Consider the following 19588-nt stretch of genomic DNA (forward strand, 5'->3'; position numbering starts at 1 on the left):
TCTTCCAAGTATGAATTGACATATAAACACATAAGATAAGAAGAACAAAGAAAAAGAGGCGATTGCTTGAACATTTTTGATAGAATCAAAGGAAGAAGAAAGCTTGGCAAAGGATTTTGGAAGGGTTTTGGTACAGGTGCCATCATTTGTGGTATGGTATGTTTTGTGTGGCAATCTGCAACCATACAATCAGCCCTTTGGTATATTATGCCCTTTGAGGTGGGAATCACTTCAGCAGCAAAGGTCAACTTGATGAAAGAATATTTGGATACCTACTATGTAGAAGGTGTCGATGAAGATATGATGAATGAGTATATGTATGCTGGTTTGGCTGCCAGTGTGGAAGATAAATATACCTATTATTTGACAGCAGACGATGTGCATGCTCATTTGAATAACAGCAATGGATACTTTGTTGGCATTGGCGTTACCATTTCCTTGCGTGAAGATGGTGATGTGGAAATCGTCAGCTTGGTGGAAGGCAATGCAGCAGAAAGTGCTGGTATTTTGGCTGGGGATATCTTAGAAAAAGTGGATGGTTTGCTTGTGGATGACATTCCTTTTGACGACTTGACTTCTCATATTGAAGGCAAAGAAGGTGATGTTGTGGTCATTGAGGTGTATCGTCCTTCTACAGAGGAATATTTGACTTTTGATGTGGTACGTCAAGCTGTGGTCACACAAAGCGTCTACCACTCTATGATGGAAGATGGTATGGGATATATCTTGATTACAAGTTTCAAGGACAATACATATGGACAGTTTATGGAAGCCTTGGAGGATTTGGAATCACAAAATATGGAAGGTTTGATTTTGGATTTGCGTAACAATCTGGGGGGGTTGGTCAATTCTGTGCACCAAATTGGTGACGAGTTGTTGGCAGAAGGACTTATGGTCTATACGGAAGATGTCAATGGCAAACAGGAAGAACGCATTTGCGATCATGAATACTTGGATATTCCGTTTGTGTTATTGGTCAATGAAAATAGTGCCAGCTCTTCAGAAATTTTTGCTGGTGCAGTGAAAGATACAGAGCGTGGTGCTGTCATTGGAACACAAACATTTGGAAAAGGATTGGTGCAACAACTGTTTTATTTGCCTGATGGCTCTGGTATGAATATCACCATCCAAAAGTATTACACACCAAATGGCACTTCCATCCATGGAACGGGAATTACACCGGATTATGTGGTGGAACTTCCAGAAGCAGTGGAAACAGAAGAAGGTTATGTGATAGAAGATACGCAGTTGCAGAAGGCAGTGGAGATTTTGGCAGAAGAAATGAATATGTAGTATGCATTTTGTAGGGGCGTTCCTGTGGAACGTCTTTTTGCTACATAGTATGCTTATTTTGTGTAGTGGCTGTTGATGACGGTAAGAGTAGAGGTCATCATTTTGCAAGCAAAATCACACTACGTGTGACCGCCACTTCTTTGGTGGTGAGTCCTTGCCCTACAAGTGCATCTCATTTCTATTTGTGGTGATTCACAACGGGATGTCGAGGACGCCATCCCCTACAAAACCCCTGAAATAACACTTTGAAACCAGTAATCAAGAGGTGAGGGGCTTGTCACTCACGGTCTAATAGTACGATTTATGCTACTACACATCTTACTTTCAGGGGTGATTTTCAAGAGGGGTCGGGATAGACCCATCTTGAACCGTGCTCCACGCTTCGGAAGTAGTGGCAGCTTTTGTTACTTTTCACTGTTGAAAAGTAAGGTCTAAAGGGCTCTAATATTTGAATAAATTAAACCCTAAAATTTTTCCACTCAACTACCTGCTTCACTACACATTATATAAATAATCCCCAATGTTTCATATTTTTTGTCAAAATTTAGAAAAAAATCTTTTCAGATACAGAAGAATCCTTTATACTAAAGAAAAAGGGGAAAGCAAAGGAGAGTCTATATGTTCAACTTCATGGGATTTGGTGAAAATATTGGAATTGACTTGGGTACAGCTTCTGTTTTGGTGTATATCAAAGGACAGGGGATTGTAATACGAGAGCCTTCTGTTGTAGCTGTGGATAAGGATAGCAATACCATTTTGGCGGTTGGTGAAGAAGCTAGACGTATGTTGGGTAGAACACCAGGAAACATTGTTGCAATTCGTCCTTTGCGTGAAGGTGTTATTTCCAATTTTGAAATTACAGAGAAAATGTTGCAATATTTCATAGAAAAAGCATTGGGCAAACATTCTTTTGTGAAGCCAACCATTGCGGTTTGTGTGCCTAGTAGTGTCACAGAGGTAGAAAAAAGAGCTGTAGAAGATGCCACAAGACAAGCAGGTGCTAGACGTGTGCATATCATTGAAGAACCCATTGCAGCAGCAATTGGATCTGGTATCGACATTGGGCGTGCTTGTGGTAGTATGGTTGTGGATATTGGTGGTGGCACAACAGACATTGCTGTCATTTCTTTGGGTGGTGCTGTTGTCAGTCATTCTTTGAAGGTGGCAGGTGATAATTTCGACGAAGCCATTATTCGTTATATGCGTAAAAAACACAATGTTTTGATTGGTGAACGTACTGCGGAAGAATTGAAAATCAAAATTGGAACTGCTTTTGCACGTACTATACCAGTAAGTCTTGACGTGCGTGGTCGTAACTTGATTACAGGATTGCCTAAGAACTTTACCGTTACATCAGATGAAATGTTGGAAGCATTGCAAGAAGCAACAACCATGATCAGCGATGCAGTCCATGGGGTTTTGGAACGTACACCACCAGAATTGGCAGCTGATATTTTTGAACGTGGTATTGTTATGACAGGTGGCGGTAGTTTGCTGTATGGTTTGGATAAGCTGATTCAAAGCAAAACAGGTGTACATGCAATGGTTGCAGAAGATGTTGTGAGCTGTGTTGCAATTGGAACAGGACGTTTCATTGAGTACATGGTGGATGGTGCCATTGAAGAAAAGCCAAAGAAAAAACTGACTTTATTTGGAAAGAAAAGCAGACGCAAATGAAAACAGAAATAGTAGCAAGTGTGCTTATTTGTAAAATAGAAGAATGAGCAATCAACCGTAGACAATGGCTCTGTGGGTTTTTGTTGAAAAAGTGATATTTTGCTAGACATTTCATTGTCAAACACGTTAATTTGGCGAGCAAGACTGTTAATCTATATACAATGTAAGAAATTGTATTTTTTGTAAAACATAAAAAGTGCACAAAAGAAGTTGAATTTTAAGGGAATTTCATATACATAAATATCGCAATTTTAGAGAAAAACGCTAAAAAAACGATTTGTAGTTTTTTTGCATAATTTTTGCAGAAAATATTTGTGAAAAAATGAAGGAAAATCTTGTGTCAAAACCATATACAAATCAGCATTGTGTGATATAATGCAAGTAAGCAAAGAAACGAACCGCTCATAAAAGTGAGAACGTTTCGACACAAACAAACTGATGATTATTTTAATCTTTTAGGAGGGCAATTTGGTATGAACGCTTACATGGAAAAAGTAATGGAACAAGTTAAAAGACGTGACGCACATGAACCAGAATTCATTCAAACAGTAGAAGAAGTTTTCCACTCTATTGAACAAGTGGTAGATGCACACCCTGAATATGAAAAAACTGGTCTTTTGGAAAGACTCGTTGAACCAGAAAGATTCATTACTTTCAGAGTTACATGGGTAAACGATGCTGGCGAAGTTTGCATCAACCGTGGTTTCAGAGTACAATTCTCTAGCGCAATTGGACCTTACAAAGGTGGCTTGCGTTTCCATCCATCTGTATACACAGGTATCATGAAATTCTTGGGCTTTGAACAAATGTTCAAAAACAGCTTGACTGGTTTGCCAATTGGTGGCGGTAAAGGTGGTTCTGACTTCGATCCAAGAGGTAAGAGCGATATGGAAATCATGAGATTCTGCCAAGCTTTCATGACAGAACTGTATAGACACATTGGTCCTGACGTTGACGTTCCTGCTGGTGACATCGGTGTTGGTGGTAGAGAAATTGGTTACCTTTACGGACAATACAAAAGAATCAAAGGCGTTTGGGAAAATGGCGTTTTGACAGGTAAAAACTTCGAATTTGGTGGTTCCTTGATTCGTCCAGAAGCAACTGGTTTTGGTGCTGTTTACTATGTAGACGAAGTTTTGAAACATTTGGGTGATACAATCGAAGGCAAAACATTTGCAATCTCTGGCTTTGGTAACGTATGTTGGGGTGTTTGCCGTAAAATCACAGAACTTGGTGGTAAAGTTATCACAATCTCTGGTCCTGATGGTTATGTTTATGATCCAGATGGTATCAACACACCAGAAAAAATTGAATACTTGGTAGAAATGAGAAACTCTGGACGTGATAGAGTTGCTGATTATGCTGATAAATTTGGTTGCAAATACATCGCTGGCAAAAAACCTTGGGAAGTGAAAGCTGACATCGTTATGCCTTGTGCAACACAAAACGAAGTAAACATGGAAGAAGCAGAAAAAATCATTGCTAATGGCACAAAATACTACATCGAAGTATCCAACATGCCTACAACAAACGACGCTTTGATGTTCATCCAAAGCAAAGGTCTTGTAGTTGCACCTTCCAAAGCTGTTAATGCTGGTGGTGTTGCAGTTTCTGCATTGGAAATGGCTCAAAACTCCATGAGATATAGCTGGTCTGCTGAAGAAGTAGATGAAAAATTGAAAGGTATCATGAAAAATATTCATAAAGTATCTGTTGAAGCTGCTGAAGAATATGGCTTGGGCTACGACTTGGTTGCTGGTGGTAACATCGCTGGTTTCAAAAAAGTTGCTGCTGCTATGATGGCACAAGGTTTGGTATAAGATTTTAAAATCCATTCATATGAAATAAATGTTACATACACCTCGTTGGAATACATCTGACGGGGTGTATTTTTTATGCAGGAAGTATGTGTTTTACTTGTAAATATGAAGTCATAGGAGTATACTTGGTATAAAAAGTGATGTAGATGTGAGGAGGTGTATGTGTGAGTTTTTCAAAATTTTGGAAAGAATGGAGTACATTTGGAAAAATTAGAATTCTTGTGGGATTTGTTGCTTTGCTTGTTTACGGAGGAATCCAATTGGTTTTAGGTCCAAGGATGGATGCTTTTGATGAAAGGGTTGCCAAAGAGTGGGAAACACGTACCATTGAAGTATACGAACCAGAAGAAATGGAAGGTTTTCTAGTGGAATATATGTCTGAAAAATGGACAGAAGCTTATATCATCACCTATGTGCCAGAGAACCTTGAATTGGGGATTAAGGGAACAGAAACTTTAGATGGAACTGCTTTTGTTCCAGAATATACATATGTAATGGAGAGTTGTTTTACAGTATGGGACGAAGAACCATTGGAGAAGGATGTTGAGCTATGGTTTTGTCAATCCAAAAGCAATACATATGACAAACAACATAGGTATGTGAAAAACTTGGAAAATCCAGAAAAAAACAAGTTGTATTTGACAGAGGAAGATGGTCAAAAAATAGTGTTTTGGTTTGATGGTGACTACACATTGTATCTCAAGAACACTATAGGGAATATGCCATTGGAAGAATTGGAAGCAATTGCAGAAGGTGTCAGAAGAATCGAATTATCAGAAGTGGATGTATGAAATTGTAAAACAAAAGCTACGTATACCAGAATAATTGGGGTCTACGTAGCTTTTTATATATGCAAATTCAGTTACAATAGGTGGATTTGATGGTTTCCAACAGTTGCAAAATTCGTTGATCCTTGACTTTATAAATGACGGTTTGTGCTTTTTTATCATATTCCAAAATGCCATGTGCTTTTAAGATTGCAAGATGTTGGGAAATACCAGATTGCGTGATTTGCAAACGTTCCAACAAATAGCTGACACTTCTAGGTTCCTGTGCCAATTCACATAAAATCAGCAAACGGTTTTCATTTGCCAAAATTTTCAGCAATTCAGCAATTTCCTTTGATTTTTCTTGCATTTGTTCCATATCCATATGTTCCATACTCATATTAAGATTCTCCTTTGTGCTTCAATTTACAGATACCTTGTGTCATGGTGCCCATTGGACAGTAGACGCAGAATCCACGTGGTTTGAACAATACCATGGTGACAATGCCCAAAATGGTAGAGGTCATCATAACGCTATAGAATCCGAAAGCATATTGTGCAATCCATGTGGTGACGCCAGAAGTGTTGGCAAATGCCCATGGTACTTTGAATGTCCATAGTAGTGTAAGTGTCTCAGATAGGCTAGAAACGCCTGCAAATACCAAGTAGGTGGCAAATATCATATTGAAAAACATTGCCATGAAAAATGCCAAAAAACCATAACGGAAATAGGGTGTTCTAAAGAAGGGTGGCATTGGTCTATTTCTGGAAAATTTGGAACCCAACTTTGCAAACAACTGACCTCTACCACAATAGCGATTGCAATACAATTTATCACCTTTGATGGCAGAAATGGCAAGTGGTGTCACGAAGAAAATCATACCAATCCATGCAAACAAAATGTTGAAAAATCCCAAAACAAAATATGTAATTTCCACAACCCAAAGGTAATCATACCATTTTTTAGTTTTCATATGCCACCTCACGTTCTACAATTGTAATGACAGATGCAGGACAGACTTTGCTACACTTTCCACATCCAACACAGATTTCCAAATTGACCAGTGCTTTGATGCCAGTTGGTATGGAGATTGCGCCAAAAGGACATTCTTTCATACAGGTGCCACATGCCACACATAGGGTATCAATTGTTGCAATTCGTTTGCTTTTCATTGTGATCATCCTTTCAATTAGTATATTAGTAATTACTAATATACTGTAATAAGATGCATTTGTCAAGAAAAATCCGAATTTCAGTTGAAACAATTAGCATAAATTTTAAAATTACACTGTAGGGAAGTTTGTTGCTAGCAGGCGAAATGGTCAAGACCATTCCCTACAAAATCAACGTTAGGATACAGTATCTTAGATCGGGAGCAAAAAAATAGCCTACTCGAATTGTTTTCAAGTAGACCATTGTTTCATATTGTTTGTAATCAACCTTGTTGCACAGGATAAACAGTGTTTGCTTCTGTCATTTGGCTCATAACTTCATCCAAGAATTTTTTACATTCAATTTTTGTAATTTCCAAATTGTGATCCAAATAATTGCCACACATCACAGCTTTTGCAGCAGGAATTTCACCTGTAAAGCTTGCCATATAAGCAAAGGATTCTTTTGTAATTTCCCAGACATCAGCAGGAGCCAAATCCCCTTTGAAGATGACATACATACCTGTTCTACAGCCCATAGGTCCAATGTAGATGGTTTGTTCTGCCCATGTTGGGTGATTGCGGAAGAAGGTTGCCATCAAATGCTCGATGGTGTGCATAACAGAAGTGTCCATCACCATTTCACGGTTTGGTTCTTTCATACGCACATCAAATGTGGTCAAAACACCAGTGCCAACTTCATCTTTTCTGGAAACATAAATCCCTCTTTGTAGAAGGTCGTGGTCAATACCAAAACTTGTTACATCCATAAATTTACCTCACTTTATTTCACATCAGTCTTTTTCAATAGAAACATTGTACTTGTTTTTTTACCTAAGTTCAAGAGAAATTTCGAATTTGTATTGCGATAGAAGATATTTTTATCTATAATGAACTTGTAGCAATGCAAATAGGATGATAGGAAAGAGGGACATGATATGGCAAGAACAATTACAAGAGCAGAAGCATGGGAACTTTTGACAGAATACAACAAAGAAGCTTTCCATTTGCAACACAGTGAAACCGTGGAAAAGGTAATGGGATATTTTGCAAAGGAACTGGGTTATGGTGATGAATTGGAATTTTGGAGCAATGTAGGTTTGTTGCATGACTTGGATTTTGAAATGTATCCAGATGAGCATTGTATCAAATGCCAAGAATTGATGAAAGCAGCAGATTTGGATGAAAAAATGATTCGTGCAGTTGCAAGTCATGGATATGGTATTTGTAGTGATATCAAACCAGAACACGAAATGGAAAAAATCTTGTTTGCTACAGATGAATTGACAGGTCTCATTGGTGCAGCGGCATTGATGCGTCCATCCAAAAGTGTTTCTGATATGGAATTGAAATCATTGAAGAAAAAATTCAAAGACAAACGTTTTGCAGCAGGTTGTGATAGAGATGTCATTCGTCAGGGTGCAGAACAATTGGGTTGGGAATTGGATGATTTGCTTGGTAAAACTTTGGCAGCAATGCAAGCGACAGAAGAGCAATAATATAGAAATATAACATATCAAATAAGGAATCGGTTGCAGTTTGTGGGATGTACGTCTGACAAGCTGTAGTCGATTTTTTTTTGTTATGATTATGCCGAAAAAAACATAGTGCAGTAGTAGTGTATACAAAATCTTGGTAAAAACCCTGTAAAATGGGACTTTCTGAAATTATGTCACCATCTAATGGCAGATAGTGACATAAATGGGTTGAAAATATCACAGGAAAAAGGTATACTTAATATAACAAAATATATTCGTAGAAATTAGATTAAATGTATTAAGTTGTATATTTGCCATAAATATCAATGTAAAAAGTGCATAAAAATTAAACGTGTATTTTGTTAGATATTTATAGGTGACACTTAGTGACAAGACAGAAGAACGAAATGATTCGAAATGTGTCACTAAGTGTTGTAGGCAAAGGTAAAATATCATTTTATTGTTGAAAAACCAAGAATATACTATACTAGAGATAAAGAAAGGCTGGTGCCAATTATGTCACAAATGAAAAAGAACAATGCTGAAACAACACAGTTAACAGCAAGACAAAAAGAAATCTTACTGTTGCTAACTCAGTTTGACGGTGCAAATCCTGTAACCGTTTCTGCTATATCTGAAAAGTTCAAATTGAGCACCAGAACCGTTTTACGAGAGCTGCCACAAATTGAAAAGTGGGTAACAGCACAAGGGTTTTCTTTCATTAGAAAGCCAGGTGTTGGCTTGCTCTTGGATGAAAGTCTGGAAAATAGACAATGGATGTTACAACTATTGAATTTGGAAGAAGTAGAAAAGAGTTATCATAAAGATGAACGTCGCAAATTGATTATTGGGGAATTGTTATCCTCCAAAGAACCATTGAAATTTTTGTACTTCACTTCCAAATACAAAATATCTGAAGGTACACTGAGTAGCGATTTGGATTTTGTAGAACAATGGTTGTTGCAATACCAAATTGTGTTGGTGCGAAAACCTGGTGTTGGAATTTTCCTACAAGGAGCAGAAGAACACATCAGACAAGCAGTTGCCAATGCAGTGTATGAGTTTATGAATGAAGAGGAAATCCTTTCTCTTTTACGAGCACATACAGATGAGAAAACAGAAACACATGGCGCAGACGCATTTGCAAACAACCGTTTGAGTCAATATGTTGGCAAAGAAACCATCAAAGCAGTCAAAGAAATTTTGTCAGCAGTGGAACAAAAATTCCATATCAAATATTCCGATTCGGGATATATGGCAATGATGGTGCATCTTTCCTTGGCAGTACATCGCATTCAGAAAAAAGAAAATATCAATATGAATGCAGAGGAATTGGCAGAGTTGCAACAAGTAACAGAATATGCCATTGCAGAAGAAATTGGCAATCGTTTGGAAAAAGCATTTTCATTACAAGTGCCAGAAGGTGAGTTGGGTTTCATCACCATGCATTTGGTTGGTGCAGAAGTTTGGATGCAAGATGAAGACATTGCAATTCATTGGGATAAAGTACACATCAAACGTTTGGCAATTGGTATGGTTGGTGTTGTGGAAAAGGAATTACAAGTATCCCTATACCAAGATGAATTGTTGATGACAGATTTGACACAGTGCATCGAACCCATTTTGCGTAGATTGTCACTGGGAATTTACATTCGAAATGCCTATTCCAAGGAAATGCAACAAAATTACCCAGATGTCTATGAAGCAACAGAAAAGGCTTGTAGTTTGTTGTTGATTGCAACAGGTGTGGAACAAATACCAGAAACAGAAGTTGGACTTCTAACCATGCATTTTTGTGCAGCAGTAGGAAGAGCCAAAGCCAAAACAACAGCAGTTTCTGTGGCACTTGTTTGTCCTACAGGAATTGGTACTTCCAGAATGTTGGATGTGAATCTTGGCAAAACATTTCCACAATTACAAGTGGATGAAATTCTTTCTGCAAGACAAATTGTTGTGGAGGAGTTGCATCAAAAGGGAATTGACTTGATTGTATCCACAGTCCAATTGGACATTGATTTTCCATATATTTGTGTAAGCCCAATGTTATTGGAACAAGATAAATTGTTGTTGAAAAACAAATTATCAGAAATTCAAGTCAAAAACAAAACAGTACCAAAGGAAATTGAAGAAAAACCATTGCCAAGAGCAACCATTGGAGAAATCACCCAAATTGGTGAAGATATTTTACATCTATTGGAAACCGTGGTTTTGTATCCAGTACATTCCATCAGCTACAAACAAGAGCTTGTGGCAAAAGCAGCTTATATTTTTGCAGAAAGTGTGGAAGCAGAAGAAACCATCAAAGCAGATTTGTTGGCAAGAGAACGTATTTCCGCTACATATATAGCAGAATACAACATCGTTTTGCTACATTGTGCAACAGAAGGTGTTGTTTCACCAAAGTTTGGGTACATTAGAATGATGCATTCCTTGTACGCAGATGGTCATGAAATTTGTGGAGCGGTGGTGATGCTGGTGCCAAAAACAGAGAACAAAAGTTGTATCGAAATCATGGGACATATCAGCACTTTGCTGATGGAAAGCCCTGAATTATATTATATTTTAAAGGATCAAGAAGAAAAAGACATCATTGCAAAACTGGAAGTGGAACTAGGGAAATTTTACAAACGTCAACTAAAAAGGAGAATGGAGTGGTAGTATGAAAAATGGAGTTCAAAAGTTTGGTAAGTTTTTAAGTGGTATGATTATGCCGAATATCGGTGCACTCATTGCATGGGGTTTGATTACAGCATTGTTCATTGAAGCAGGTTGGTTCCCAAATGCAGGTTTGGCAACAATGGTAGATCCAATTTTGTATTATTTACTTCCTATTTTGATTGCGTATCAAGGTGGTAAAATGGTTGGTGGCGATAGAGGTGCCATCATGGGTGCAATTGCAACAATGGGTGTTGTCTGTGGTGCAGAACAAGCTATGCTCATCGGTGGTATGGTAATGGGGCCTGTTGGTGGTTTGGTCATCAAAAAATTTGACGAAGCAGTGGATGGTAAAATTCCAGCTGGTTTCGAAATGCTCATCAACAATTTCTCCATTGGTATCTTGGGTATGATTCTTGCAATCATCGGATACTTTATGATTGGACCAGTTATGTCAGCAGTATTGGTTGTTTTGTCTGGTGGCGTTCAAGTTTTGGTAGAAAAAAACTTGCTTCCATTTGTAGCAATCTTCATTGAACCAGCGAAAGTGTTGTTCCTCAACAATGCAATCAACCACGGTATCTTCACACCAATTGGTATCGAACAAACAGCAGAAACAGGAAAATCCATTATGTACATGTTGGAAAGTAACCCAGGCCCTGGTCTTGGTATTTTGATTGCATACTGGATGTTCTCCAAAGATAAAGTGACAAAAAGCTCTGCTCCTGGTGCTGCAATCATTCACTTGTTCGGTGGGATTCATGAAATTTACTTCCCATATGTGTTGATGAATCCAATCATCATCATTGCACCAATTGTATCTTCTATCGTAACTATTTTCTATTATACGATTTTCAACGCTGGATTGGTTGCACCATCTTCACCAGGTTCCATCATTGCATATCTTGCAGTGGCACCAAAAGGCGAAACATTGATTGTACTTGGTGGTGTTTTGATTGCAGCGGTAATCTCCTTCTTGATTGCATCTCCAATCGTAAAATTGTCTGGTGGCAAAGATATTGATGCAGCAACAGCAAAAATGAAAGATATGAAAGCAGAATCCAAAGGTTTGGAAGCAAAACCTTTCGATAAAGTCAACAAAATCGTTTTCTCTTGTGACGCAGGTATGGGTTCTAGTGCTATGGGTGCTACCAAATTCAGAAACAGAATTGCACCTCTTGGCTTGGGTATCACAGTCATCAATACATCTGTAGACAATGTGCCAGCGGATGCAGATATCGTAGTTTGTCAAGAAATCTTGCAAGATAGAGCTAAAAAAAGTGCACCACAAGCAAGACTTGTAACCATTGCAAACTTCTTGGCAGATGGCAACTTGGATCAATTGTATGCAGAATTGGAACGCTTGCAAGTAAAAGAAACAGAAGTAAAAGAAGAAGTTGCTCCAGTGGTAGAAGAAGAAAAAAAAGCAGTAGACAATAGCGATATCATGCAAAAAGCAGGTATCCAATTGGGACTTACTAGTGTAGATAAAGATGATGCAATTCGTCAAACAGGTAGATTGTTGCATGAACTTGGATATGTAGGGGAATCTTATATTGAAGCAATGGTAGATCGTGAACACATTGCAACCACATATTTGGGCTTTGGTGTTGCAATTCCTCATGGTACTTCTGCTGCAAAAGGCGAAGTGAAACGTACTGGTATCGTTATGTTGCAATTCCCAGAAGGTATTGATTTTGGTGAAGAAAAAGCAACTCTTATGTTTGGTATTGCTGGTGTTGGTGATGAACATTTGGAACTTCTTGGCAAAATTGGTGAAGTCATCGAAGAAGATGATAAGATGGAACGTTTGAAAGCAGCAACCTCCATTGATGAAGTATACGAAATGTTCCAATAATTGATTGAAACGTATCGCAATATGTAGGGGTGGACCTATGTGTCCACCCGTCATTGATATTACAAATGATAAGACAATAGAGTGGTGTAAAATCAAAGAAGAGGGGTAAAAACATGAAAAAAGCAGTGCAATTTGGCGCAGGTAATATTGGACGTGGATTTATTGGCGGTTTGTTGGAACAAGCTGGATACCATGTGGTATTTGCTGATGTCAACAAAGAAGTCATTGACAAAATCAATGAAGATAAAAAATATACCATTCATGTAATGGATGTGGAATGCAAACAAGAAGTGATTACAAACATCAGTGGTGTGGATTCTACAACAGATGCAGTTGTGGAAGCAATCAAAGAAGCGGAAATCGTAACAACAGCAGTTGGTTTGGTGATTTTGCCAAGAATTGCACCTGCAATTGTCAAAGGTATTGCAGCAAGAATGGAAGCGGGTATCAAAAGCAATTTGCAAATCATCGCTTGTGAAAATGCAATCTTTGCCAGTAGTCAATTGCAAGATGCAGTTTACGCTTTGTTGGATGCAGATACAAAAGCATATACCGATGCATATGTTGGATTCCCTAACTGTTCTGTAGATAGAATTGTACCTCCAGTGAAAAGTGAAAACTTCATTGATGTTGTAGTAGAAAACTACTACGAATGGAATGTGGAAGCATCTGCTTTCAAAGGTGAAGTGCCAGAAATTGCAGGCATGAACTTGGTAGAAAACTTGATGGCATACATCGAACGTAAATTGTTCACATTGAATACAGGACATGCAATTGCTTCTTACTTGGGATATCTCAAAGGTTACGAAACCGTGGATCAAAGCATTGCAGATGAAGAAATTTACAAAATCGTTTCCAGTGCAATGGCAGAAAGTGGCAAAGGATTGGAACAAAAACATGGTTTTGACTGGGAAGCACATAAAAAATACATTGTGAAAATCATTTCCAGATTCCAAAATAAATATTTACAAGACGATGTGGCACGTGTGGGTAGAGAACCACTTAGAAAGCTCAGTGCAACAGACAGATTGGTGAATCCAATGATGACAGCTTATGGATTTGGCTTGCCAGTGGACAATTTACTCATTGGAATTGGCGCAGCTTTGTGTTATAATAATGTTAATGATCCACAAAGTGTAGAGTTACAAAGTAAAATCCAAGAAAAAGGCGTCAAAGCAGCTTTTGCAGAAGCTTCTGGTGTAACTGTAGAAGAAATTTTGGCAAAAGTAGAAGCAAATTATATGAATTTACAAAGCAAGTGAGATAACATTACTGTAAAGATACCATCAACAACTATTTTATGAAGAAAAAAGGAGAAGACGACTATGATTACAAGAGAAGTATTGATGAAAAGCAAAGCAGGACTTCACGCTAGACCAGCATCTCAAGTGGTTGCAATGGCAAAAAAATATGAAAGCAAAATCACAATCATCAACGGTGAAAAAGAAGTAGATGCAAAAAGTATCATCAAAATTTTGACAATTGGTGCAAAAGAAGGTACACAATTGGTTGTAACAGCAGACGGTGCTGATGAAGTTGCTGCATTGGAAGAAATTGCAACATTCATTGCTGATTTGGACGAATAATATAGATGATATGAGGGTGGATACATTATGAAAAAAATACAAGTTGCCAATAGAGCATCTAAAGGCATTGCAATGGGTCAAGCATTTATTGTTGAACCACAAAAATGGACCATCAGCAAAGAAAAAATTGCAGAATCTGCAATCTCTGTAGAACAAGAAAAATTTGCAGCAGTTGTGGAAGAAGCGGTTGCAGAATTGGGTGTTTTGGCAGAAGAATCTGAAATCTTTGCTGCCCATAAAGAAATTGCAGAAGACGATACATTGAAAGAAACTGTTGCCATGAAAATTGCAGAAGATGGCAAAAATGCACAATGGGCTTTGGAAGAAGCAGTCAATGAAATTGTAGAAATGTTTGAAGCAATGGAAGACGAATACTTCAGAGAACGTGCTGCAGATATCAAAGACGTTGGCAAACGTATGATGGCAAAATTGTTGGGTGTCAAAGTAGATCCTTTCTCTGGCATCAAAGAAGAAGTTATCGTAGTTGCACAAGATTTGTCTCCATCTGAAACAGCAACAATGGATTTCAGTTTGGTGAAAGGTTTTGTTACAGAACTTGGTGGTACCACATCCCACGTTGCAATCATGGCAAGAAGCATGGGTATTCCAGCATTTGTTGGTGTAATGGATTTCCGCAAAGAAGTAACAAATGACACATATTTGATTTTGGATGCTTTGGACAAAGAAATTGTTTGTGATCCAACTCCATTTGAAAAATCTGAATATGTGAAAAAATCTGAAGAATATGCTGCACATAAATTGCTTTTGGAAAAAATCAAAGATTTGCCAGCAGCAACAACTGACAAACATGTTGTGGAATTGTATGCAAATGCAGGTAGTGTTGCAGATGTAAAACAAGCAGCAGCAGCAGGCGCAGAAGGTATTGGTTTGTTCCGTAGTGAATTCTTGTACATGGAAAATGTAAAATTCCCAACAGAAGATGAACAATATGAAGCATACAAAGCATCTGTAGAAGCAATTGGACACCCCATGATCATTCGTACTTTGGATATCGGTGGTGACAAAGGTTTGCCATATTACATGTTCCCAGAAGAAGAAAATCCTTTCCTTGGTTGGAGAGCGATTCGTATTTCTTTGGAATTGCATGATGTTTTCTGTACACAATTGCGTGCCATTTTGCGTGCAAGTGCATATGGAAAAATCAAAATCATGTACCCAATGGTAACATCTCTTAGAGAAATTAGAGAAGCAAATGCACTTCTTGCAGAATGTAAAGATCAACTTCGTGCAGAAGGCGTTGCATTTGATGAAGATATCGAATGTGGTATTATGATTGAAACACCAGCAGCTGTTATGTGTGCAGAAGATTTCGCAAAAGAAGTGAATTTCTTCTCTATCGGTACAAACGATTTGACACAATATATGCTTGCTGTAGATAGAGGAAATCAAAGAATTTCTCACTTGTATCACTCTTTCCATCCAGCAGTTTTGCGTTCCATCCACCATGTTATTTTGGCTGGTCACAAAGCTGGTATCGAAGTGGGTATGTGTGGTGAATTTGCTGGTGAAGAATTGGCAGTGCCTATCCTTTTGGGTATGGGACTCGATGAATTCAGTATGTCCAGCTCTGAAATCACAACAGTAAAAGCACAAATTCGTAGCTTGAGTTTTGAAGAATGTCAAACACTTGCAGCTGAAGTTTGTGCTCTCAGCACCACAAAAGACGTTATGGAATATTTGGATTCCCATATGTAATAAATATAACACGAAATCAGGATTTCGTGTTGGAGGCAGATGTATAAAGTCTGCGACGCTAAAACAAAATCATTCAAGGCGGAGTTCCCAAAAGGAGCTTCGTCTTTTTTAGGTTCCTGATTTTATACAAAGTATACATTGTAAATGGTCATATCTTCCTATATAATACAAAATAGAGAAAGAATTTTGTAGGGGATGGCGTCCTCGACATCCCGAAATTTTGTATATAATAGTATATAGATAATAAGGAGGAAGTAAAAATGAGAGAAGTGGTCATTGCAAGTGCGGTCAGAACACCAATTGGAACCTTCCAAGGTGCTTTTGCAACTGTTTCAGCAGCAGAATTGGGCACAATTGCCATCAAAGAAGCCCTGACAAGAGCAAATATCACACCTGAAATGGTGGATGAAACCCTTTTGGGCTGTGTATTGCAAGCAGGTTTGTACCAAGGTGTTGCACGTCAAGCAGCAGTGAATGCAGGTATTCCAGTGGAGAAACCAGCACTTGCAATCAATATGATTTGTGGTTCTGGCTTACGTTCAGTGGCTATGGCAGCACAAGCAATCATGTGTGAAGATGCAGATATCATCGTTTGTGGCGGTACCGAAAATATGACACAAGCACCATATGTATTGGATAAAGCAAGAAGCGGTTATCGTATGGGTGATGGCAAAATTGAAGACTCCATGATCAAAGATGCGTTGACAGATGCTTTCCATAAATATCACATGGGTATTACAGCAGAAAACGTTGCAGAGCAATATGGTGTGACGCGTGAAATGCAAGATGCATTTGCTTTGCAAAGTCAAAATAGAGCAGAAGCAGCACAAAAAGCAGGCAAATTTGTCAAAGAAATTGTTCCTGTAGTGGTCAAAACCAGAAAAGGTGAAGTGGTTGTTTCTGAAGATGAATACCCCAAACATGGAACCACTTTGGAAAAATTGCAAAAATTGCGTACTGCTTTCAAAAAAGAAGGTGGCACTGTTACAGCTGGAAACGCTTCTGGTATCAACGATGGAGCAGCAATTCTCGTTGTCATGAGTGGTGATAAAGCCAAAGAATTGGGCATTACACCATTGGCAACCATCAAATCCTATGCATCTGCTGGTGTAGATCCTTCTATCATGGGTGTGGCTCCAATTTACGCTTGTAGAAAAGCTTTGGACAAAGCAGATTTGACTGTTGCAGACTTGGATTTGATTGAATGTAATGAAGCATTTGCAGCACAATCCATCGCTGTTGGAAACGAACTTGGTTTCGATATGGAGAAAGTCAATGTCAATGGTGGTGCCATTGCTTTGGGTCATCCAGTGGGTGCATCAGGTGCTAGAATCTTGGTGACTTTGCTCCACGAAATGGAAAAACGAGACTCAAAATATGGCTTGGCAACCCTTTGCATTGGCGGTGGTATGGCTACTACAGTTGTTGTAGAACGCTAAGGAGGCAATTATGAGTACAGTATTATACGAACAAAAGGGTCAAATTGGCATTATGACCATCAATAGAGAAAAGCAGTTAAACGCATTGCAAATTACTGTTTTGGAAGACTTGTCAGCTGTTTTGGATGCTGTCAATTTGGAAGAAGTTCGCTGTTTGATTTTGACAGGAGCAGGAAAGAAATCCTTTGTGGCAGGTGCAGATATTGCAGAAATGAACACCCTATCACAAGGAGAAGCAACTGCATTTTCCAAAAAAGGAAACGATATTTTGCGTAAATTAGAGGTGTTTCCAATACCTGTGATCTGTGCCATCAATGGTTTTTGCTTGGGTGGTGGATGCGAATTGGCGTTGTCTTGTGACATGAGAATTTGTGCAGAAACTGCCATCTTTGGGCAACCAGAAGTGGGTCTTGGCATCATGACTGGCTTTGGTGGTTCCCAACGTTTGCCACGTTTGGTGGGCACTGGAATGGCTAAGGAATTACTCTATATGGGTGGCAAAATTGATGCTACAGAAGCGTTGCGTATTGGCTTGGTGAACCATGTATATGCTTTGGATGAGTTGCTTTTGGAAGCAGAAAAAATGGCAAATAAGATAGCAAAAAATGCACCAATTGCAGTGCGTAATACCAAAAAATCTATTGCAAAAGGACTGGAAGTTTCCTTGGATGAAGCCATCTATGTGGAAGCTGAAATCTTTGGAACTTGCTTTGAAACAGAGGATCAAAAAGAGGGTATGGGTGCCTTTTTGGACAAGAGAAAACCCACTGGATTCGTGAATAAATGATAGTATAATAATGGATAAAATGGTACAAATTCTGTATAATATACGATAATTTTGTGCCAAAAAAGACGATATTGGACACGAAACAAGAGGAGAAATGGTATGAAAATTGGAATTATTGGTGCTGGAACCATGGGTGTTGGCATAGCACAAGTCTTTGCAGAAACAGCTGGATATGAAGTATATCTTTGTGATTTGACAGAAGAATTTGCTCAAAAAGGGAAAGATAGATTGGCTAAAACATATGAAAAACTCGTTGCAAAAGGTAGAATGACAGCTGAAATTGCAGAAGAAAATCTGGCTAGTATTCGCACAGGAACCAAAGAAATTTGCACAGATGTGGATATGATTATCGAAGCTGCATTGGAAAATATGGAAATCAAAAAGCAAACCTTCAAAGAATTGCAAGCCATTGTACCAGCAAATTGTATCTTTGCAACCAACACTTCATCCCTTTCCATCACAGAAATTTGTGCTGGTTTGGACAGAACCGTAACAGGAATGCACTTCTTCAATCCTGCAAATAAGATGAAACTCATTGAAATCATTGCTGGTTTGAACTCCAATGATGATGTTATTGAAAAGATTAGAAGCATTTCTGTGGAGATTGGAAAAGACCCTGTTATCGTGGAAGAAGCACCTGGATTTGTGGTGAATCGTTTGTTGATTCCTATGATCAACGAAGCAATTGGCATTTTTGCAGAAGGTGTTGCATCTGCTGAAGATATCGACAAAGCTATGAAATTGGGTGCAAATCATCCCATTGGACCCTTGGCTTTGGGGGATTTGATTGGTTTGGATGTGTGTCTTGCCATCATGAATATCATGTTGACAGAAACAGGCGATTCCAAATATAGACCACATACCTATTTGAAAAAGATGGTGCGTTGTGGTAGATTGGGTGCCAAAACAGGAGAAGGGTTCTTCAAATATTGAAACACAACCTGTCATTCAGAGTGAAGCGAAGAATCCAAATTTGTAGGTGGAATTACGGGAGCCCACACAGGGACTCCCCTACAAGAAGAACAGGATGATTGCATTTTGATTTTGTAGGGGCGACCAGTGGTCGCCAGATTCCTCGATGCCTCGGAATGACAAGGGGTATGATGGTTGCGATTTGAATGTAGGGGTAGATTCCATATCTACCCTTTTTTGTTGGTTTATTACGGGATGTCGAGGACGCCATCCCCTACAAGTGCCAATATGTTAACGTTGTCATTCAGAGGAATGCAATGACGAAGAATCATGATTTGGTTTTTTTTGTGGTTTTGTAGGGGCGACCAGTGGTCGCCAGATTCCTCGATGCCTCGGAATGACAAGGGGTATGATGGTTGCGATTTGAATGTAGGGGTAGATTCCATAT

General features: G+C 38.7%; 17 protein-coding genes. 13 read left to right on the forward strand and 4 right to left on the reverse strand.

Annotated features, from left to right (window positions below; genetic code table 11):
• Positions 1-66 precede the first annotated feature (66 nt).
• From MJY40_RS03685 to MJY40_RS03700, 4 genes are all read left to right on the forward strand, one after another.
• A complete protein-coding gene (locus tag MJY40_RS03685) occupies positions 67-1293 on the forward strand; it encodes a S41 family peptidase (protein WP_317855713.1) in 1227 nt (408 codons plus the stop codon).
• Positions 1294-1911: 618 nt separating this feature from the next.
• On the forward strand, positions 1912-2970 hold the full coding sequence (mreB, locus tag MJY40_RS03690) for a rod shape-determining protein MreB (RefSeq protein WP_331488224.1): 1059 nt from the start codon (positions 1912-1914) through the stop codon (positions 2968-2970).
• Positions 2971-3443: 473 nt separating this feature from the next.
• Positions 3444-4790: an NADP-specific glutamate dehydrogenase gene (gene gdhA, locus MJY40_RS03695; RefSeq protein WP_317855714.1), complete on the forward strand. Its 1347-nt coding sequence runs from the start codon at positions 3444-3446 to the stop codon at positions 4788-4790.
• Positions 4791-4954: 164 nt separating this feature from the next.
• Positions 4955-5581 (forward strand): DUF4367 domain-containing protein, encoded by a 627-nt coding sequence (locus MJY40_RS03700; protein ID WP_317855715.1) that lies wholly within the window; start codon positions 4955-4957, stop codon positions 5579-5581.
• Between the two features lie 67 nt (positions 5582-5648).
• Here MJY40_RS03700 and MJY40_RS03705 read toward each other — a convergent pair whose 3' ends face one another.
• The 4 genes from MJY40_RS03705 to MJY40_RS03720 all read right to left on the reverse strand — a co-directional run bounded on the left by MJY40_RS03705 (position 5649) and on the right by MJY40_RS03720 (position 7479).
• A complete protein-coding gene (locus MJY40_RS03705; RefSeq protein WP_317855716.1) occupies positions 5649-5957 on the reverse strand; it encodes an ArsR/SmtB family transcription factor in 309 nt (102 codons plus the stop codon).
• A gap of 1 nt (position 5958) precedes the next feature.
• Positions 5959-6531: a 4Fe-4S binding protein gene (locus MJY40_RS03710; protein WP_317855717.1), complete on the reverse strand. Its 573-nt coding sequence runs from the start codon at positions 6529-6531 to the stop codon at positions 5959-5961.
• On the reverse strand, positions 6521-6730 hold the full coding sequence (locus MJY40_RS03715; RefSeq protein WP_331488225.1) for an ATP-binding protein: 210 nt from the start codon (positions 6728-6730) through the stop codon (positions 6521-6523). The genes MJY40_RS03710 and MJY40_RS03715 overlap by 11 nt, the downstream gene beginning before the upstream one ends.
• A 263-nt stretch (positions 6731-6993) precedes the next feature.
• Positions 6994-7479: an S-ribosylhomocysteine lyase gene (locus MJY40_RS03720; RefSeq protein ID WP_317855719.1), complete on the reverse strand. Its 486-nt coding sequence runs from the start codon at positions 7477-7479 to the stop codon at positions 6994-6996.
• A 168-nt stretch (positions 7480-7647) separates the two neighbouring features.
• Between MJY40_RS03720 and MJY40_RS03725 the strand changes: the two genes are divergently transcribed.
• From MJY40_RS03725 to MJY40_RS03765, 9 genes are all read left to right on the forward strand, one after another.
• Positions 7648-8208, forward strand: coding sequence for a hydrolase (locus MJY40_RS03725; RefSeq protein WP_317855720.1), 561 nt, complete (start codon positions 7648-7650; stop codon positions 8206-8208).
• 495 nt (positions 8209-8703) lie between these two features.
• Positions 8704-10845 (forward strand): BglG family transcription antiterminator, encoded by a 2142-nt coding sequence (locus MJY40_RS03730; protein WP_317855721.1) that lies wholly within the window; start codon positions 8704-8706, stop codon positions 10843-10845.
• A gap of 1 nt (position 10846) precedes the next feature.
• Positions 10847-12700 (forward strand): PTS mannitol transporter subunit IICBA, encoded by a 1854-nt coding sequence (locus MJY40_RS03735; RefSeq protein ID WP_317855722.1) that lies wholly within the window; start codon positions 10847-10849, stop codon positions 12698-12700.
• Between the two features lie 113 nt (positions 12701-12813).
• Entirely contained in the window at positions 12814-13962 is a 1149-nt protein-coding gene (locus MJY40_RS03740; protein ID WP_317855723.1) for a mannitol-1-phosphate 5-dehydrogenase, read from the forward strand.
• A 63-nt stretch (positions 13963-14025) separates the two neighbouring features.
• Positions 14026-14286, forward strand: a complete 261-nt coding sequence (locus MJY40_RS03745) for an HPr family phosphocarrier protein (RefSeq protein ID WP_317855724.1) — start codon at positions 14026-14028, stop codon at positions 14284-14286.
• Positions 14287-14313: 27 nt separating this feature from the next.
• Positions 14314-16002, forward strand: a complete 1689-nt coding sequence (gene ptsP, locus MJY40_RS03750) for a phosphoenolpyruvate--protein phosphotransferase (protein WP_317855725.1) — start codon at positions 14314-14316, stop codon at positions 16000-16002.
• A gap of 260 nt (positions 16003-16262) precedes the next feature.
• Positions 16263-17441, forward strand: a complete 1179-nt coding sequence (locus MJY40_RS03755) for an acetyl-CoA C-acetyltransferase (protein ID WP_317855726.1) — start codon at positions 16263-16265, stop codon at positions 17439-17441.
• Positions 17442-17451: 10 nt separating this feature from the next.
• On the forward strand, positions 17452-18228 hold the full coding sequence (locus tag MJY40_RS03760; protein ID WP_317855727.1) for an enoyl-CoA hydratase-related protein: 777 nt from the start codon (positions 17452-17454) through the stop codon (positions 18226-18228).
• Positions 18229-18327: 99 nt separating this feature from the next.
• The gene (locus tag MJY40_RS03765) at positions 18328-19161 is read left to right on the forward strand and encodes a 3-hydroxyacyl-CoA dehydrogenase NAD-binding domain-containing protein (protein WP_317855728.1); all 834 of its coding nucleotides are present in this window, start codon (positions 18328-18330) and stop codon (positions 19159-19161) included.
• Positions 19162-19588: the final 427 nt, after the last annotated feature.

The sequence above is a fragment of the Chakrabartyella piscis genome, assembly GCA_030067835.1.
Classification (GTDB): domain Bacteria; phylum Bacillota; class Clostridia; order Lachnospirales; family Anaerotignaceae; genus Chakrabartyella; species Chakrabartyella piscis.

Coding starts and splice junctions, on each gene's coding strand:
- mreB (WP_331488224.1), top strand. CDS start 1,912: ATGTTCAACTTCATGGGATTTGGTGAAAATATTGGAATTGACTTGGGT.
- gdhA (WP_317855714.1), top strand. CDS start 3,444: ATGAACGCTTACATGGAAAAAGTAATGGAACAAGTTAAAAGACGTGAC.
- MJY40_RS03705 (WP_317855716.1), bottom strand. CDS start 5,957: ATGAGTATGGAACATATGGATATGGAACAAATGCAAGAAAAATCAAAG.
- MJY40_RS03710 (WP_317855717.1), bottom strand. CDS start 6,531: ATGAAAACTAAAAAATGGTATGATTACCTTTGGGTTGTGGAAATTACA.
- MJY40_RS03715 (WP_331488225.1), bottom strand. CDS start 6,730: ATGAAAAGCAAACGAATTGCAACAATTGATACCCTATGTGTGGCATGT.
- MJY40_RS03720 (WP_317855719.1), bottom strand. CDS start 7,479: ATGGATGTAACAAGTTTTGGTATTGACCACGACCTTCTACAAAGAGGG.
- MJY40_RS03725 (WP_317855720.1), top strand. CDS start 7,648: ATGGCAAGAACAATTACAAGAGCAGAAGCATGGGAACTTTTGACAGAA.
- MJY40_RS03730 (WP_317855721.1), top strand. CDS start 8,704: ATGTCACAAATGAAAAAGAACAATGCTGAAACAACACAGTTAACAGCA.
- MJY40_RS03735 (WP_317855722.1), top strand. CDS start 10,847: ATGAAAAATGGAGTTCAAAAGTTTGGTAAGTTTTTAAGTGGTATGATT.
- MJY40_RS03740 (WP_317855723.1), top strand. CDS start 12,814: ATGAAAAAAGCAGTGCAATTTGGCGCAGGTAATATTGGACGTGGATTT.
- MJY40_RS03745 (WP_317855724.1), top strand. CDS start 14,026: ATGATTACAAGAGAAGTATTGATGAAAAGCAAAGCAGGACTTCACGCT.
- ptsP (WP_317855725.1), top strand. CDS start 14,314: ATGAAAAAAATACAAGTTGCCAATAGAGCATCTAAAGGCATTGCAATG.
- MJY40_RS03755 (WP_317855726.1), top strand. CDS start 16,263: ATGAGAGAAGTGGTCATTGCAAGTGCGGTCAGAACACCAATTGGAACC.
- MJY40_RS03760 (WP_317855727.1), top strand. CDS start 17,452: ATGAGTACAGTATTATACGAACAAAAGGGTCAAATTGGCATTATGACC.
- MJY40_RS03765 (WP_317855728.1), top strand. CDS start 18,328: ATGAAAATTGGAATTATTGGTGCTGGAACCATGGGTGTTGGCATAGCA.